Raw genomic sequence first — 17,204 nt, forward strand, 5'->3', positions numbered from 1 at the left:
TGATGTCCTTCATCAGTACCTTTTTATTTTACAAAGACTGGCATTGCCTCTGAAGAGAAGTTGATCGTTTGCAGCATGATCAGCAGGGCACGAATCGTATCCAGGGAAGTCATACATACAATGCCGTTCTCTACCGCTTCACGACGAATTCGGAATCCGTCACGCTGCGGTGTTTTGCCTTTGGTCAGTGTGTTGAAGACAAAGTTCGCTTCACCGCTGCGAATCATATCCAGAATGTTCGGCGAACCTTCGCTCAACTTGTTCACCGTCGTTACCGGAATGTTTGCCGCTTCAAGCGCAGCTGCCGTTCCTCCAGTAGCCATGATTTTGTAACCCAGTCTGTAGAAACCTTCAAGCAGCGGTACAGCTTCGTCCTTATCTTTGTCTGCCACAGTAACTACAATCGCTCCGGTTGCCGGAATTTTCATTCCAGCTCCGATGAGACCTTTGAACAACGCTTTGGCGTAATTCGGGTCACGACCCATAACCTCACCTGTGGATTTCATCTCAGGTCCAAGGGTTGGTTCCACACGACGCAGCTTCGCGAAGGAGAAGACCGGAACTTTCACCGATACATGATCCGACTCAGGCCACAGACCGTCCACGTAACCCAGATCTTTCAGCTTCACACCAAGGATCGCCTGTGTTGCCAGGTTCGCCATCGGAATGTTCGTTACTTTGCTCAGGAAAGGTACTGTTCGGGATGAACGCGGGTTCACCTCAATGACATACACTTGGCCATCATGGATGACAAATTGGATGTTGACCAGACCAATCGTTTTCAGTTCTTTTGCAATCTTAATTGTGATGTCAACGATTTTTTCTTTCAAATCGTCGGACAGGTGCTGTGGCGGATAAACTGCGATGGAGTCACCGGAGTGCACCCCTGCACGTTCGATATGTTCCATGATGCCTGGAACCAGTACCGTCTCACCATCACAGATAGCGTCCACCTCAACCTCTTTACCCAGCATGTAACGGTCAATCAGTACCGGGTGCTCGGGATTGATTTTAACCGCCTGTTCCATATATGTCAGCAATTCGGCATCAGAGTATACGATCTCCATCGCACGACCACCGAGTACATAGGAAGGACGAACCAACACAGGGTAACCCAGGCTTTGCGCCGTCTCTACTGCATCATCTACGGAAATGACTGTTTTACCTTTAGGCTGTGCAATTTCCAAACGGGACAGAAGACGTTCGAATTTCTTGCGATCCTCTGCTTCATCGATGCTCTCCAGGTCCGTTCCGAGGATGGTCACACCTGCATTACGCAGTGGTGCAGCCAGGTTGATAGCCGTTTGACCACCGAACTGTACGATAACGCCTACCGGCTGTTCCTGTTCAATCACGTTCATGACATCTTCGAAGAACAGAGGCTCGAAGTACAGACGATCGGATGTATTGAAGTCCGTGGATACTGTTTCAGGGTTATTGTTAATAATAACCGCTTCGTAGCCTGCCTTTTGCAAGGCCCATACTGCGTGTACTGTTGAGTAGTCGAACTCGATCCCTTGACCGATCCGGATTGGTCCCGAACCCAGCACTACGACTTTTTTCTTGTCCGAAGGGATAACTTCATTCTCCGTTTCGTACGTCGAGTAGTAGTATGGCGTTGTTGCTTCGAACTCCGCTGCACATGTATCAACCATTTTGTATACCGGACGAAGGTTTTCCTGCTCACGACGAGCTCTAACCTCTGCTTCCGTTGTCAGTGTGCTTCCAGGTTGGCCTTGAGCACGCAGTTCAGCAATTGCACGGTCCGTGAATCCAAGACGCTTCGCTTGATACAGCGTTTCGGATGACAGCTCGGATTCCTCACGGATACGATCTTCGAAGCCGACCAGACCTTCAATTTTGTCCAGGAACCACCAGTCAATCTTCGTCAGATCCTGCAGTTGTTGTAATGTATACCCTCTGCGGAATGCTTCAGCCACCAGGAACATGCGCTCATCATCGGCTTTGACCAGACGTTCGTTGAGCGTAGCTTCGTCCAATGTTTCTGCCTCTTTCAAGTACAGACGGTGCACACCGATCTCGAGTGAGCGAACTGCTTTGTGAATCGACTCTTCAAAGGTACGGCCGATAGCCATAACTTCGCCTGTTGCTTTCATTTGTGTACCCAGCTTGCGGTTCGCGGAAGTAAACTTGTCGAACGGCCAGCGAGGGATTTTGCTCACGATATAATCCAGTGTTGGCTCAAAGCAAGCATAGGTTTGGCCTGTTACCGGGTTTACGATCTCATCGAGCGTGTAACCCATGGCGATTTTGGCAGCCATTTTTGCAATCGGATAACCGGTTGCTTTGGAAGCCAAAGCCGAGGAACGGCTTACCCGTGGATTCACTTCGATAACATAGTACTGGAAGCTGTGCGGATCCAGGGCGAATTGTACGTTACATCCACCTTCAATGTTAAGGGCGCGAATGATTTTCAGGGATGCTGAACGCAGCATCTGATATTCACGGTCAGACAGCGTCTGGCTTGGTGCCACAACGATACTGTCACCTGTGTGAACGCCGACCGGATCGAAGTTTTCCATGTTGCAGACGACGATACAGTTATCGTTCTTGTCACGCATGACTTCGTACTCGACTTCTTTCATGCCTGCAATACTCTTCTCGACCAGACATTGTCCAATCGGGCTGTACCGAAGTCCTGCTGCGACGGTCTCGCGAAGCTCTTCTTCATTCGCACAGATCCCGCCACCTGTTCCGCCAAGCGTATAAGCTGGACGTACGATAATTGGATAACCAATTTCAGCTGCAAATTCAAGAGATTCTTCAAGTGTCGTTACGATTACACTCTCAGGCACAGGCTGTTCCAGTTCACGCATCAGATCACGGAACAAGTCACGATCTTCTGCTTTCTCGATGGATGTCAGCTGTGTTCCGAGCAATTTCACATTTTCACGTTCCAGGACACCGGCACGAGCCAGTTCCACGGCCATGTTCAAACCGGTTTGACCGCCAAGCGTAGGCAGCAATCCGTCTGGGCGTTCCTGACGAATGATCTGAGTGACGAAATCGAGTGTAATCGGCTCGATATACACTTTGTCAGCCATGTTAGTATCGGTCATGATGGTTGCCGGGTTGCTGTTAATGAGTACAACTTCCACGCCTTCTTCTTTCAGTGCCTGGCAAGCCTGTGTACCGGCATAGTCGAACTCGGCCGCTTGACCGATGACGATTGGACCGGAACCAATCACCAGGATTTTTTTGAGGTCTTTGTTAATCGGCATGTTATTGTGCTCCTTTCACTGCGGCTGCCAATACGGCTTGACGCGGCTTTTGCGGGTTAGTGATTTTGTGCTCACGAATCATTTCGATGAAACGGTCGAACAGATAGCTGTTATCATAAGGACCTGGCGCTGCTTCCGGGTGATATTGTACCGAAAACGCAGGGAATGTTTTATGTTTCAAACCTTCAATGGTCTTGTCATTGTTATTGATGTGTGTAACTTCCAATTCAGTGTTTTTCACTGACTCTTCGTTAACCGTGTAACCGTGATTCTGGGATGTGATGAAGCAGCGCCCGCTTTCCAGTTCTTTGACTGGGTGGTTACCACCGCGGTGTCCGAACTTAAGCTTCTCTGTATCCGCGCCTGCTGCCAGTGCAAAGAGTTGATGACCGAGACAGATACCAAAGATTGGATACTCGCCAAGCAGTTCACTGATCATTTTAACGGCATGTGGTACATCTTTTGGATCCCCAGGACCGTTGGACAGCTGAATACCATCCGGATTAAGACGGCGAATCTCTTCTGCAGTTACATCATGCGGCACGACAACAACGTCACAGTTGCGCTTGCTCAGTTCACGCAGAATTCCTGTTTTTGCACCATAGTCTACAAGAACGATACGCTCAGCCGTTCCCGGACTGTTGTACACATGCTGCGTAGACGTCAGAGGTACCTGGTTGCGCAGCTCGGCGATGCTTGTGTCTCCCATCATCTCCAGCAGCTCTTCCACAGGCTTCGATCCTGTTGTGAGAATTCCCTTCATTGTGCCGTGATGACGAATCCGGCGAGTCAACATGCGTGTATCAATTTCGCTGATGCCGACGATGCCGTACTCTTTCAGCAGATCATCCAGGCTGTATTCAGCGCGCCAGTTGCTCGGTACCGTCTCATGACGGCGAACTACGAAACCATGCACGAATGGACGGATTGACTCGAAGTCGTCACGCGTAATGCCGTAGTTACCGATCAGCGGATACGTCATGGTTACGATTTGACCGCAATAAGAAGGATCCGAAAGCACCTCTTGGTAGCCTGTAATTCCCGTATTAAAAACGACCTCACCCGTTGTTTCACCTTCAGCACCGAACGCTTTCCCGATGAACAGTGTGCCGTCTTCCAACAATAATCTTGCCTGTGCCTGCATCCCATTTCACTCCTCTGTGTTTATAAACTTGAATGCATTTCGTTGAACATGGGGTGCGTGTCACGGTAGCGGTGACTTCGTGGACAGAAAGCCCTTCGATCGCTGTTATCCCCAGATTACTCTTTATCCATTTTATAAATGGATGTAATCCGGGGATAAAGGCGAACGCTTCGCTTCTTCGGGTCTTTTCTGTCCACTTCGTGTGCTACTGTGGCTCCCAAGTTCAAAACCATACCATTCAAATTTGCTTGTTTCGTATGTTAGGCTCTCGGCATGGTCTGCCTCGAGTTAGTTGAAAAGATGTAATTGCATTAAAGAGTTAATAACTCATAGGTAAACCGATTTACTGTTGTACCGTGTTATTCCATACGCTTTTGCCATCCACCCAAGTCTGTACCGGCCAGCCTTTCAGCTTCCAGCCTGTGAACGGGGTATTTCTTCCTTTGGTTGCGAACGTTGCAGGATCGACTGCTTTTTCCTCGTTCAGGTCAATCATGGTCAAGTCCGCAGGTGCTCCTTCTTCCATCCTGCCTGTATCCAGTCGGAATACCCGTGCCGGATCGGCTGTCATGCGTTTAACCAGGAAGTCCAGACTCCAAAGTCCTGTTTCTACAAACTTGGTGTACAGCAGCGGGAAGGCGGTTTCGAATCCGACGATTCCGAATGGTGCCAGTTCCATGCCTTTGGCTTTCTCCTCTTCACTATGCGGCGCATGATCCGTTACAATCATGTCCAGCGTTCCGTCCAGCAAGCCTTCAATGCAAGCCTGCACATCACGCGGTGAGCGAAGTGGCGGGTTCATTTTCCAGTTGGCATCCATGCCCGGGATGTCCTCATCGGACAGTACCAGATGATGCGGACACACCTCAGCCGTAACCTTGATGCCGATCGATTTGGCCAGACGAATCAGGCGAACGGATTGTTCTGTACTTACGTGGCAGACATGGTAGTGCACCCCTGTTGCTTCGGCAAGAAGGATATCACGACCAACGTGAATCGCTTCGGATTCATTCGGAATGCCTTTGATACCATGGCGCTTGGAGAATTCTCCTTCGGTCACGTATCCACCTACAACCAGAGAGTCGTCTTCACAGTGAGCGATGACTGGCATATCCATACTTGCCGCGAGGCTCATGGCATCTTTCATCATCTGCGCGTTCTGCACGCCTACGCCGTCATCCGTGAATCCGATGGCCCCTGCTTCTTTCAAAGCGGCAAAATCGGTCAGTTCGCGACCAAGCTCGTTTTTGGTAATGGCCGCATACGGCAGAACCTTTACCAAATCAGCTTCCTTGGCTTTATTCAGAACCAACTTTACTACATCCGGACTATCTGTTACGGGTCTTGTGTTAGGCATGCAGGCGATTGTTGTAAAACCACCTTGGGCCGCTGACCTGGCACCTGTCTCGATGGTCTCTTTGTGTTCGAAACCAGGTTCACGCAAATGCACGTGCATGTCGATCAAGCCCGGAATTAGCAATTTGCCTGAAGCATCTGTAATGCTGTGCGCAGATTGTTCTGCTTGCAGGACGGCTTTGTCCTCCACACCGACGATCTTTTCGATCTTGCCTTCATTTATAATGATCGTTTTCCGTTCGAGTTCCCCTTGAGCATTCAAAACATTCGCATTTTTAATAATCTGTAGCATAATTGCCCTCCGCTTCGGTTCTCACCCGGATTCCCTGAGGATCCGAATGATTTGGATTAATCGTTTACTTTACCGTTCTATAGAAGATCCGCCCTGTCAGCCTATGACCCATAGCCAGACCCTGTTACAGCTTTAATGCGCGTTCCATGACCGCCATGCGAATCGGAACTCCGTTCGCCATCTGCGGGAAAATCCGCGATGCTGTACTCTCTACAACCGCGTCGTCAATTTCAACGTTCCGGTTAACAGGAGCAGGGTGCATGATAATGGTGTTTGGATTCAGGCGTGCCGCCCGTTCTTCCGTCAATCCGTAGTGTTCGCGATAATCCTCTGCCGAGGTAATGAGACCATGCTTGTGGCGTTCCAACTGAACCCGCAGCATCATGACTACATCTGCATTCAGTGCTTCGTCCAGACCTACATAAGGAGCGTGCTCTGCGAGTTCCGGTGCTTGCATCGTTTGCGGAGCACAGAAGCGTACATCTGCTCCGAACTTTTGCAGCGCCCACAGGTTCGAGCGTGCAACCCGGCTGTGCATGATGTCTCCAATGATCGATACACGCAGACCTTTCAGCTCACCGAAGGCTTTTCGCATGGTGTACAGGTCCAGCAATGCCTGGGTTGGATGTTCGTTATTTCCATCTCCCGCATTGACCAGTGGAACATTCACCTTCTGTGCCAGCTGCTGCAGAACACCTGCTGGTTTCAGCCGAATGACTCCTGCATCAATGCCCATGGATTCAAGTGTTCGAACCGTATCATAGATGGACTCGCCCTTCTCTACACTTGAAGCTGCTGCCGTGAAGTTCAGCACTTGTGCACCCAGTCGTTTCTCGGCCATTTCGAATGAGAAGCGAGTACGCGTACTGTTCTCGAAGAACATGTTGGCAACAAAGCGTGATTCAAGTACAGGTACCAATTTATCCTTCTGAGCTTCCCAGTGGGCTGCTCTGTTCAGAATCGCTTCAATCTCACTGCGACTAAGTTCTTTCAGTCCAAGCAAGCTCCGGTCCTTCAATGCTGTCTGTGTAATCATCATGCTTGCTCCCCCCGGTTCTGAATGATTTTGACTTCGTCCTGTCCGTCCGTTTCCATCAGTGCCACTTCAATCTCCTCTGATTTGGAAGTCGGCACGTTTTTGCCGATAAAATCAGGTCGGATTGGAAGTTCCCGGTGTCCGCGATCCGCGAGTACGGCCAGCTGAATGTTCTGCGGTCTTCCACAGTCCATCAGGGCATCCATCGCTGCACGAATGGTGCGACCGGTATAGAGCACATCATCGAACAAAATCACTTTTTTGTCATGAATCGAAAGTGATTCAGGTGTCATTGTCAACAGTTCCTTGCGATTCGCTTTGTTCTCGTCCAAGCGGTCATCGCGATAAGGAGTTACATCCAGTTCTCCCCAGGGGACCTTGGCGCCTTCGATTTCTTCAATCTTCGCGGCGATCCGTTCAGCGAGATAAACGCCTCGCGTACGGATACCAACCAGCACACAACCGTCGATCCCTTTGTTTTTTTCCAAAATCTCATGGGCAATCCGTGTTAATGCGCGGCGGATCGCCGTTTCATCCATAATGACATGTGTTTCTGTGCTCATGCGTTCAGCCTCCTCAGGATTTCCCTCCAGATCATGGCCCCGTGACAGGAGAACAAAAAAGACTCCTTGCCGTGTTTATTGGCAAGGAGTCTCCGAACTTCAGACCGCTCTGAAGAAAGTTTACTCTCGGGATGCACCGTTACATTGCCGCAGCAAAAAACGATGTATCGTTCACGTTACCTTGCCAGTCTCACGGGACTGATTTAAAGGTGCTATTCATGTCGAACATATTGAAGTGCCTCACAGGGCGCTATTGATCACTATGCTCGTTTATCTTCATGAATTATGACAGAAAGACAACCCCCTGTCAACACCTCACCTTAGCAGGCGAACTCCCCTGCTGTATTCCCTTTAGAATCAACAGGTCGGCTGAAAAACATCCATGCACATTACATTTCATTCATTACTCATAATTATACAATAATTCTGCATATTTATCCATAGGTATTTGCAAACTTGAATCGATCCAATATAACCCTTCTGTTTATAGCTGCTAATATTACCTACAGGAAAGATCGATTATTCAAGCAAGAACGGGGTAAACAACTTTAAAACGAGCCCGTTCACATTACCTTACATAGGAACCGATATACATATAGATTTGTATCTTCCTGAGTTGGGAATGATATAAAACCTGTAATTTGTTTTTGAAATAGGAGGACATCATGCGTAACATATGGCAGATTTACAAAACGGACTGGCTTCACATTTTAAAAGTACCAACCGGCATATTCTTAATTGCAGCCATTATTTTACTGCCCGGGGTGTATGACTGGGTCAACGTCAAATCGGTGTGGGATCCCTACAGTAATACTCAAGGAATCAAAATCGCGGTAACCACGGAAGATCAGGGTGCAACGGTTGCCGGAACAACGGTTAATATAGGAGACGAATTAGTGTCCAGCCTGAAGCAGAATCATAAGCTGGGTTGGACATTTGTGGATCAGGCTGAGGCGAGCCGTGGTGTGCAGACGGGTGAGTATTATGCAAGTCTGCTTATCCCACGTGACTTTTCATCCAAAATCACCGGTATTGTCGATGGGAAACTGGAACGTCCCGAAGTCGTCTATACCGTGAATGAGAAAGTCAATGCCATTGCTCCCAAAATCACGGGATCAGGCATCTCTTCAATTACAACGCAAATCAACGAAAGTTTTACTGAAGCGGTTAGCGAGGCGGTATTAACCAAATTAAAAGAAGCTGGTGTGGAGATCGATGCACAGCTACCTACCCTGCGCAAGATGGAAAATGGAATCTTTACACTGGAAAAGAATCTTCCTGCGATACAATCTGCGGGACAAAAAGTGCTGGAAGTGGAAAAGGCGATGCCGGAAATCGTCAAAGAAGCCCAAAAAATTGTAGAAGTCGAGAAGCGTTTGCCCGAAATTAACGAAGCGGCACAGTATATACTTAAGGTGCAGGAATACTGGCCACAGATTATGAAGGCCTCTGCCGAGGTACTAGCCATACAGGAGCGAATTCCGGATATTCGAAACGCAGTCGAACGTATTCAAGAAGTGGATGAACATTTTGGTGAAGTATCCGGTGTCATTGATACGGCTTTAACCAAAACGGACAAGGCTCTAACTATCGTAACCGCTGCTCAAGATAAACTTGTCACGGTCTCAGGCATTACAGAAAACGGAGTAGAACTCGCTGAAGGCATGAATCGTTTCGTGGATGCCAGTGAAGAAGCATTTCAGACCATCGGACCGGTGATCCGGCAAAATCTATTGCTGGTGCAGCAGATTGCAAGTGCTGGTGGAGATCTGTTTAAACGACTTCAGAGTACGGATCTTAGCGTACTCCCTACAGCGGACGAACTGGACAGCATAGCTGTTCGGCTTGCCGTTGCCGTAAAATTGGTTGACAGTATGACCGACCTATTGGGCAAGATGGACAATCTCCTTCCAAACCATCCGTTAGCCGATAAAATCACCAGATTGAATACCCTATCGGACAAGTTACAGCTGCAAATGAAGCTTGCCGGTATCATCAGCGATGCATTACGTCGCAATACCACTCCACCAGCTGATATCATTGCTCAGCTGAGCACGTTATCAGAGGAAATCAACAGCGGCGTGAACCGAATCCTTGGAGCGTATGATGCTGAAATTGAGCCTGCTCTTACTACCGGAGCAGATAAACTAAAATCTATTCTCTCTGCATCAGCAGATACTTTACAAGGTGCCCAAGACAAATTACCGGATGTAGCGGACATCCTGTCAGCTACCAAGGAAGGTATTACTTTTGGACAGACGGAATTAAGAAAAATCCAAAGTGATCTGCCCCAAATACAGAACAAGATTCATGAAATCTCTCAGACATTACAAAGTAAAAGTGAAGCTTTCATCCAGGCACTGAATACAGTAGCGCCTTTAATTCAGAATGATCTGCCCAAAGTCGGAGCCAAGCTGAACGAAGCAGCCGATTTTGTCCGCAACGATCTGCCTAAGGCGGAGAAGCAGATTGGCAGAGCATCCGACTTTGTACAACATCAATTGCCAGAGGTTGAAAAAGGCGTGCACCGCGTTGCCACACTTGTGCGAGAGGACCTGCCGGATCTGGAAAGTGCCATCAGCAAGGCGGCAGATAAACTCAGAGAGGTCGAAGGCAATAATCAATTTGCCGAACTTGCCAAACTGCTGCGCGGGGATATTGAGGAAGAGAGCGCCTTTCTTGCGAGTCCCGTTCAGATCAAGGAAAATCAATTGTATCCGATTCCCAACTACGGATCGGCCATGTCGCCATTTTACGGCGTACTGTCCCTGTGGGTCGGCTCAACGCTCCTGATTTCCCTGCTTCGGGCTGAGGCAGAAAATCCGGACGGTAAGTTTCGAGGGTACCAATTGTACCTTGGACGCTTGGGTACGTTCCTGACTATAGGGTTGCTTCAGGCTGTGTGCGTAACGGTCGGAGATATGTTGATTCTCGGAACATATGTAGCAGATAAAATATGGTTTGTCCTGTTTGCCATGTTGGTAAGCGCCGTGTTCGTCACGATCACATACACCCTATTGTCCGTGTTCGGAAACATTGGAAAAGGAATTGCGATTATATTCATGGTGTTTCAGTTCTCAAGCTCAGGAGGAACATTCCCGATCAGCATGACTTCTCCCTTCTTCCAGGCATTGAACCCGTTTATGCCCTTTACGTATGCGATCAGCCTTCTTCGTGAATCAGTCGGTGGCATTCTGTGGTCGACTGCTCTCAAGGATATTCTATGGCTGTGTATATTTATAGCACTTAGTCTGATCCTAGCACTGGTGCTGAAACGTCCCCTTAGCAGTCTCACCAAGCGTTCAGCCGAGAATGCAAAGAAGACCAAAATCATAGCCTGATTCCAATAAAACAACCCTCTGGACGATGCTTCAGAGGGTTGTCGCTTAGTATTCACCCATTGAATCGAATTACACATTGAATTCAAAGAAAGAGAGACAAGCCGAGTGGATATCATATCCATATGACTTGTCTCTCTTTTGCTGTGACAACTGATTCACATCAATTCACTGTCTGGGTCTGCTGCAATTGTTCGTATGATTGTTTGATCGTGGTGAGTGTTTCTACATGACGGTAGATATTATTCGTTGCCATCACCAGTACACTAATGAAGAGTAAACCGAGCACTATTTTTTTGCCGATCCCTGGACGAAGACCAATCACCCACCCTCCACCAAGCAGGAAAAAAGCAAACAGATAGTGACCAGCATACAGGTACATATCGTATTGGAACACAGCCAGCCCGAAGCCAACTACGATATGCAGCAGAAATGCAAACAAAATATAGGGTGCTAGGGTCCATACTTCCCGTTCACGAATTCTCTTGATAAACCCGATCAGCGCCAGCAGCAAGATAAAGATACCGACAAGCTGAACATGAATCGGGTTGGAGCGGGACAAATCCGTTACAAAAGCGACCAGCCCCGGATCCAGCAAATGAACTTTGGGAGAGAGCATCGGATTAATCGTCAGCAGAGTCAGTGCCTTCCAATGAGCCGTAAATTGGAAAGGTGTAGCATAGCTCGTCCCTCCGTTCTGGATTCCGAGCAACCAATTGCTAACCCAACTTCTTCCCCCGAAAGCGACATACTGAATGCCTGTTAATACGATTATGAAGGCAACCGCCAGTGCCATGATTCCAATATACTTTTTCCATGTGGAAGCCTTGCGCCAGGTACGCCAGTTGAAAAACATAGCAGCAGCCAGAGGAACAATGTTCGTTGAGGTCAGTCCAAAGTTGATCGTTGCAATCAGGGCATTTGGCACATAGCGAACGTCATCCCGTTCACGTGTATATTGCATATAAAGAATGGACCATAGGATAAAGAACTGTACATACGGATAGGAATCCGGAATAAGTGCCGTAAACATCAGATACGAACTAAATCCGAATAGAACCGCGAAGAGCAGTGGTGCTGCGATCTGTCTATCCTTATGGCTAAGAAAAATAAAGACAAGCACTACGGATCCGGCATTGATCAGGGATTGCAGAATGAGGAAGAACCAGTTCCCTCCCAGCAACTGCGATACTGCACCAAGCGTGACGACAAGAAATGATATTAACGGATGAATAACCGAAGAACTGTTTGCCCCATAGTACATGGACGGATCAAAATTAAATAAATTCAGTGGAAATTGTTGTGTATTAAACGGGGTATATGCTCCAAGAACCTGTGACTGATCCGCCATGTACAGAACATAGGGCACATTCATCAGAGCATAAAAAAGGGCAAATCCAGCGAAAAGGCATAGTGCCGTCCAATTCGTTTTGCGATCATACCATATGTAGTCCAGAAATTTCATGTATTCACATCCAATATGTCATTTTTCAAAATACTCTCTACATTTCCTATCTGCATTACCAAACCAAGAAACACAAACCGCCCATAATGCAAACCACACCCAGCCAGCGAAGCGGGCCCACCTTCTCCCTGAATGCAAACTTTGCAATGAAAAGTGTCCAGACATACGTCAGCGCATTGGCAGGCAGGACCACTGTTAAGGGAAGGAACTTCAGCAGCACAATGTTCAGAAGCGCGCCCATACCATAAAAACCGAGGCCCATGAGGACATGCTGCTTTTTGCGACTTGTGGCGTAGGCTTTCAAACCAGCACCACCCATAGCACCGCATAATGTCATTACAATCAGTACAACTACCATCCAGCTATCGATCAACACTGGTTAATGTCACCCCGATTCCGAGCAGTACAACGGCTGCAAACTTCTGTATCGTGAGCTCTTCTCCCAGCAGAAAGTGACCGTACATGAGCGCAAAAACATAGCTTGCACACATCAACGGATAAGCCACAGACAACTTTTCTAGAGCAAAAGCCTTAATCATCAAGATGGCTCCCAGCCCATAGCACACAAATCCGATGCCCAGATAAATCCACTCCGTCAGCCCCCATTTCCAGAACAACTGTCCGGTGGCCGTGAGGAAAGCGGAGACAAGCATTAACCCCTTGCCTGTATGACGCCCCTTCATTTCCCCCACGATAATGCCTCCATATCCGGAACACTTCTGTTAATAAAATAGCGCTGTGCCACAAGCTGCATCACCGGCAGATCGGACAGCGAATCAGAGTAAGAGCAGGACTGTTCGTAATCAATAACCATGTTTTTCTCACGCAGGTAAGCTTGTATCCGACGCACCTTCTCTTCTCCTTTGCAATTAACGCCCTCGATCGTACAGGTGTACCCATTCTGGTGGCGCACGAGTTCGGTTCCAATGACATGGTCTACCCAAGGAAAATTTTTAAAATATTTCATATAAGCATGCGGAGACGCAGTCACCAGCAACACATGATAACCCGCTTCCTTGCGATGCTGCATTTCCACACTCGCCTCTGCAAAAATGGCAGTCCGCAATCGGGTTTCAAAAAAATGCTCCAGATCCTGTTCGGTCATGCGCTCAATACTCTTAAAGTATGAACGCTTGACTTGTTCCACACTCATTAGCCCCGCCTTGAACATCGCGGTATGAAAGGCAATAAGCGGAAGTCTCCATACCTGCCCAGGGTAACGGCGAACGCCGTAGTGCACGAACTGAAACATCGAATCCCGGCGTATAATCGTTTTATCAATATCAAAAATGGCAATTTTACTGCTTCTCACCCTGATCCCCCTCAAACTTTATAATCGATAAGTTCCTTATTCAAAAATCGCAAAGATGACCACAACACTAACCACGTACAGAATGACGGTAACCAAAATGGGCTTGTCCTCAAACAAAACACGATCCGGTGAGCCCCCCTGGTTTTTCATATGAATGAGATACAGATATCGGAACATGCCGTAGATCACCAGCGGAATGGTCCACATCAGGTGAATTGTACGGTCAGAGGTGAAGGTGAACAAAGAGTAGCTAATAATCGTTGCTGTCGTCACGATGGTATTAAACTGATCCAGCAGTGTTACGGAGTAGTTATCCAACACCTTACGATGTGAACCGGTATTTCCCTCAAGCAGAGTAAGCTCATTTCTCCGTTTGCCAATCGCCAGAAACAGGGACAGCAGCATGGTGCAGATCAGGAACCACGGTGTAAAAGGTACATGAATCAATACACCTCCTGCTATGGCACGAAGAACGAATCCTGCTGCAATGGTCATCATGTCCACAATAACGAGATGTTTAAGCACTAAAGAGTAAGATACGTTCAACAGGAAATAAACAATGCATAGTCCACCAAAAAGCGGGTTCATCACAAAAGCAATGCCTACAGAAAGAATCAACAGGATTATGCCAAACAGCAGAGCGTAGGCAGGTGGAACCTGTCCAGAGGCAATTGGCCGGAACTGCTTCACCGGATGCTGTCGATCCCTGTCCCGATCCACGTAATCATTTAAAATATACACACAGCCTGCAACAAGGCTAAACAAAATAAAACCAAGCAAGGTCGATAAAATGGTCTCAGTGCGAATTTCCTCAAAGGAAAACAATAACGCAGCAAATAACAGCAAATTTTTGGTCCACTGTTTCGGTCTCAGCAGCTTAAACAACCCTGTCATGGTGTTACCCGTTCCTGCTGTATGTGAGGACACCGTATTTGTTCTTGAAGTCAACAATTTCCATAACTCCCTTCCAAACCTACTTATGTATATAAAAATAACGTAAAGATTTAATCATAAGTTTGTTGGGTAATTTTGTAAAGGGATAAAACGGAATTTATTATAAAATTACGGACATAAAAAAAGAGACCGTCTCCGGTCTCTCGATTTATTTCATTCACTTGTATTGGTGAATTCCATTAGAATTCGAATTGTACGTCACTCAGACGACGTTTGATTTCAGCGATAACGCGTTTCTCTTCTTCTTCCCCTTTGGCTTCAAAGGTAACGGAGAATCGAACAAAGTTACCTGCATCATCCCAAGGTACAGAAGAAATCAATTTTTCACGAATCAGGAATTGGGAGAAGTCTTCCCCGGACTCGAAACGACGTCCGCCTACTACACCTTTTGGAGCTTCAACATACAGGAAGAAGGAACCTTTCGGTTTCTCAGCCTGGAAGCCCAGTTCATTCAGCGCAGCAACCAGCAGGTCATGACGACGGGAATATTTCTCTGCAATTTTCTCCGTAATTTCCGGATGGTTCAGACCGTAGGCAGCAGCCTTCTGAATCGCGATGAATTGACCCGAATCGTTGTTGTCCTTCACATCACTGAAAGCTTTAACAACGAGCGGATTCCCTGCAACAAATCCAATTCTCCATCCTGTCATGTTGTAAGACTTGGACAAGGAGTGCAGCTCAACGCCTACATCCTTCGCTCCAGGTACGGACAGGAAGCTGAATGGTTTATTGCCGTCATACGTGAGTGCCGCATATGGAGCATCGTGAACAACAACTACGCTGTACTTTTTCGCCCATTCAATCACTTTAGTGAAGAATTCAACCGTAGCGCCAGCACCTGTTGGGTTGTTTGGATAGTTCAAATACAGCAATTTTGCACGTTTTGCAATATCCTCAGGGATGGTTGTCAGATCAGGCAGGAAATTGTTTTCCTTCGTCAGCTGGATGTTGTAGACTTCTCCGCCCAGATATTTAGTGTGTGTTCCCATAACCGGATAACCAGGAACCGTCATGATCGTTACATCACCTGGATTAATGAAGCACGAAGGCATCATTGCCAGAGCTGGCTTGGACCCAATGGAGTGCACAATTTCCGTTGCCGGATCAATGCCTTCAACATTGAATACATTTTTCAGGTAAGCGGCTGCTGCTTCCTTGAATTCAGGGATTCCGTTATCAGCATAACCGCGGTTCTCCGGTTTGGAAGCTTCTTGCGCGAGTGCAGCTACGATGCCTGCATCAGCCATCTCATCCGGTTCGCCTACGCCAAGGTCGATCAGTTCAACATTTGGAAAATCTTTCTTTGCCGAAGCTTTGGCGCGTTTGATTTTCTCGAATTTATAAATGTTGGTGTCTTTACCATAGTTGGAGCCGCCAATACGGTCGGCAAAATTGGTTTGAATGTATGTTTCTTGATATTTATCGATACTCATACTCATGTTCATCTCCTCATTTGACGCAAATTTCTACAATCTAATATGAAGCATTTGCCCATGTATAGCCATGGACAAATTATCCGAACATTTGTACTTTCCCGAGGGGTCAGCGGCTGCGCAGTGATGCAAGGACATCTTCCATGTCTTGTGGAAGCGGAGCTGAGAATTCCATGTATTCGCCTGTTGCCGGATGAACAAAACCAAGAACCGCGGCATGCAATGCCTGTCCATTCATTTTGATCCCCTTGTTACGTCCATAGATTGGATCTCCCACAAGCGGATGACCAATAAACTTCATATGCACACGGATCTGATGCGTTCGACCGGTCTCCAGTTTCAGTTCAAGCAGCGTATAATCGTTAATTCTCTCCGTAACATTAAAATGCGTGACAGCATGTTTGCTGTTACGTTCGGTCACGGTATACATTTTACGATCATTCGTATCACGCCCAATAGGCGCGTCGATCGTTCCCTGATCATGACTCAAATGACCATGAACAAGTGCGATATACCGGCGGTTTACACTGTGATCCTTCAACTGGGCAGCTAATGAGGCGTGAGCCCGATCGTTTTTGGCAGCCATCAGCAGGCCTGACGTATCCTTATCAATCCGGTGCACGATTCCAGGACGTAGCTCTCCGTTAATGCCGGAAAGATCTTTACAGTGATACATGAGCGCATTCACAAGTGTACCTGATGTATGTCCAGGTGCCGGATGTACCACAAGACCACGCGGTTTGTTAACGACGATGACATCGCTGTCCTCATATACCACTTCAAGCGGAATATCTTCGGCAATGATCTCAACAGCCGTCGGTTCAGGAATCTGAAGTTCAATCCGATCACCCTCAGCCAATTTGGCATTAGACTTTACACCAGCTCCGTTTACGGTAACCAGACCATCTCCGATCCATAGTTGGACCTGAGAACGGGAGACATCATTCATTGCTTCAGTAATATATTTGTCAATGCGTTCCTTCTTATGCTCAGCAGAAACGGTCCATTCCAATCGTTCATTGTCATTCATCAGGTCATCGTCTTGTGCAGACGTATCCCCAGTAGTTTG

13 protein-coding genes are annotated in these 17,204 nt (G+C 47.6%); 1 reads left to right on the forward strand and 12 read right to left on the reverse strand.

What is annotated here, in order from left to right:
• Positions 1-23: 23 nt before the first annotated feature.
• From carB to pyrR, 5 genes are all read right to left on the reverse strand, one after another.
• Positions 24-3,242 carry a carbamoyl-phosphate synthase large subunit gene (gene carB, locus AC3RCI_RS20560; RefSeq protein WP_336780582.1) on the reverse strand — a complete coding sequence of 1,073 codons (3,219 nt, stop codon included), beginning with the start codon at positions 3,240-3,242 and terminating at the stop codon, positions 24-26.
• Between the two features lies 1 nt (position 3,243).
• The gene (gene carA, locus AC3RCI_RS20565; RefSeq protein WP_492526168.1) at positions 3,244-4,386 is read right to left on the reverse strand and encodes a glutamine-hydrolyzing carbamoyl-phosphate synthase small subunit; all 1,143 of its coding nucleotides are present in this window, start codon (positions 4,384-4,386) and stop codon (positions 3,244-3,246) included.
• Positions 4,387-4,729: 343 nt separating this feature from the next.
• On the reverse strand, positions 4,730-6,034 hold the full coding sequence (gene pyrC, locus AC3RCI_RS20570; RefSeq protein WP_492526170.1) for a dihydroorotase: 1,305 nt from the start codon (positions 6,032-6,034) through the stop codon (positions 4,730-4,732).
• 124 nt (positions 6,035-6,158) lie between these two features.
• The gene (locus tag AC3RCI_RS20575; RefSeq protein ID WP_371859958.1) at positions 6,159-7,070 is read right to left on the reverse strand and encodes an aspartate carbamoyltransferase catalytic subunit; all 912 of its coding nucleotides are present in this window, start codon (positions 7,068-7,070) and stop codon (positions 6,159-6,161) included.
• On the reverse strand, positions 7,070-7,633 hold the full coding sequence (gene pyrR, locus AC3RCI_RS20580) for a bifunctional pyr operon transcriptional regulator/uracil phosphoribosyltransferase PyrR (RefSeq protein WP_095290017.1): 564 nt from the start codon (positions 7,631-7,633) through the stop codon (positions 7,070-7,072). Before pyrR ends, AC3RCI_RS20575 begins: the two co-directional genes overlap by 1 nt.
• A 665-nt stretch (positions 7,634-8,298) precedes the next feature.
• Between pyrR and AC3RCI_RS20585 the strand changes: the two genes are divergently transcribed.
• Entirely contained in the window at positions 8,299-10,974 is a 2,676-nt protein-coding gene (locus tag AC3RCI_RS20585; RefSeq protein ID WP_492526172.1) for a YhgE/Pip domain-containing protein, read from the forward strand.
• A 160-nt stretch (positions 10,975-11,134) separates the two neighbouring features.
• On the opposite strand, the gene AC3RCI_RS20590 is transcribed toward AC3RCI_RS20585, so the two are convergent.
• The 7 genes from AC3RCI_RS20590 to AC3RCI_RS20620 all read right to left on the reverse strand — a co-directional run bounded on the left by AC3RCI_RS20590 (position 11,135) and on the right by AC3RCI_RS20620 (position 17,165).
• On the reverse strand, positions 11,135-12,436 hold the full coding sequence (locus AC3RCI_RS20590; RefSeq protein ID WP_492526174.1) for a DUF6080 domain-containing protein: 1,302 nt from the start codon (positions 12,434-12,436) through the stop codon (positions 11,135-11,137).
• 55 nt (positions 12,437-12,491) lie between these two features.
• A complete protein-coding gene (locus AC3RCI_RS20595) occupies positions 12,492-12,812 on the reverse strand; it encodes a DMT family transporter (protein ID WP_255247905.1) in 321 nt (106 codons plus the stop codon).
• The gene (locus tag AC3RCI_RS20600; protein WP_110821575.1) at positions 12,799-13,119 is read right to left on the reverse strand and encodes an EamA family transporter; all 321 of its coding nucleotides are present in this window, start codon (positions 13,117-13,119) and stop codon (positions 12,799-12,801) included. Before AC3RCI_RS20600 ends, AC3RCI_RS20595 begins: the two co-directional genes overlap by 14 nt.
• Positions 13,116-13,748 carry an HAD family hydrolase gene (locus AC3RCI_RS20605; protein WP_492526176.1) on the reverse strand — a complete coding sequence of 211 codons (633 nt, stop codon included), beginning with the start codon at positions 13,746-13,748 and terminating at the stop codon, positions 13,116-13,118. Before AC3RCI_RS20605 ends, AC3RCI_RS20600 begins: the two co-directional genes overlap by 4 nt.
• A gap of 36 nt (positions 13,749-13,784) precedes the next feature.
• Positions 13,785-14,696, reverse strand: a complete 912-nt coding sequence (locus AC3RCI_RS20610) for a decaprenyl-phosphate phosphoribosyltransferase (RefSeq protein WP_492526178.1) — start codon at positions 14,694-14,696, stop codon at positions 13,785-13,787.
• Between the two features lie 185 nt (positions 14,697-14,881).
• Positions 14,882-16,135: an LL-diaminopimelate aminotransferase gene (locus tag AC3RCI_RS20615; RefSeq protein ID WP_110821237.1), complete on the reverse strand. Its 1,254-nt coding sequence runs from the start codon at positions 16,133-16,135 to the stop codon at positions 14,882-14,884.
• Positions 16,136-16,244: 109 nt separating this feature from the next.
• A complete protein-coding gene (locus AC3RCI_RS20620) occupies positions 16,245-17,165 on the reverse strand; it encodes an RluA family pseudouridine synthase (protein ID WP_419719995.1) in 921 nt (306 codons plus the stop codon).
• Positions 17,166-17,204: the final 39 nt, after the last annotated feature.

Source organism: Paenibacillus sp. MT124, assembly GCF_058792755.1.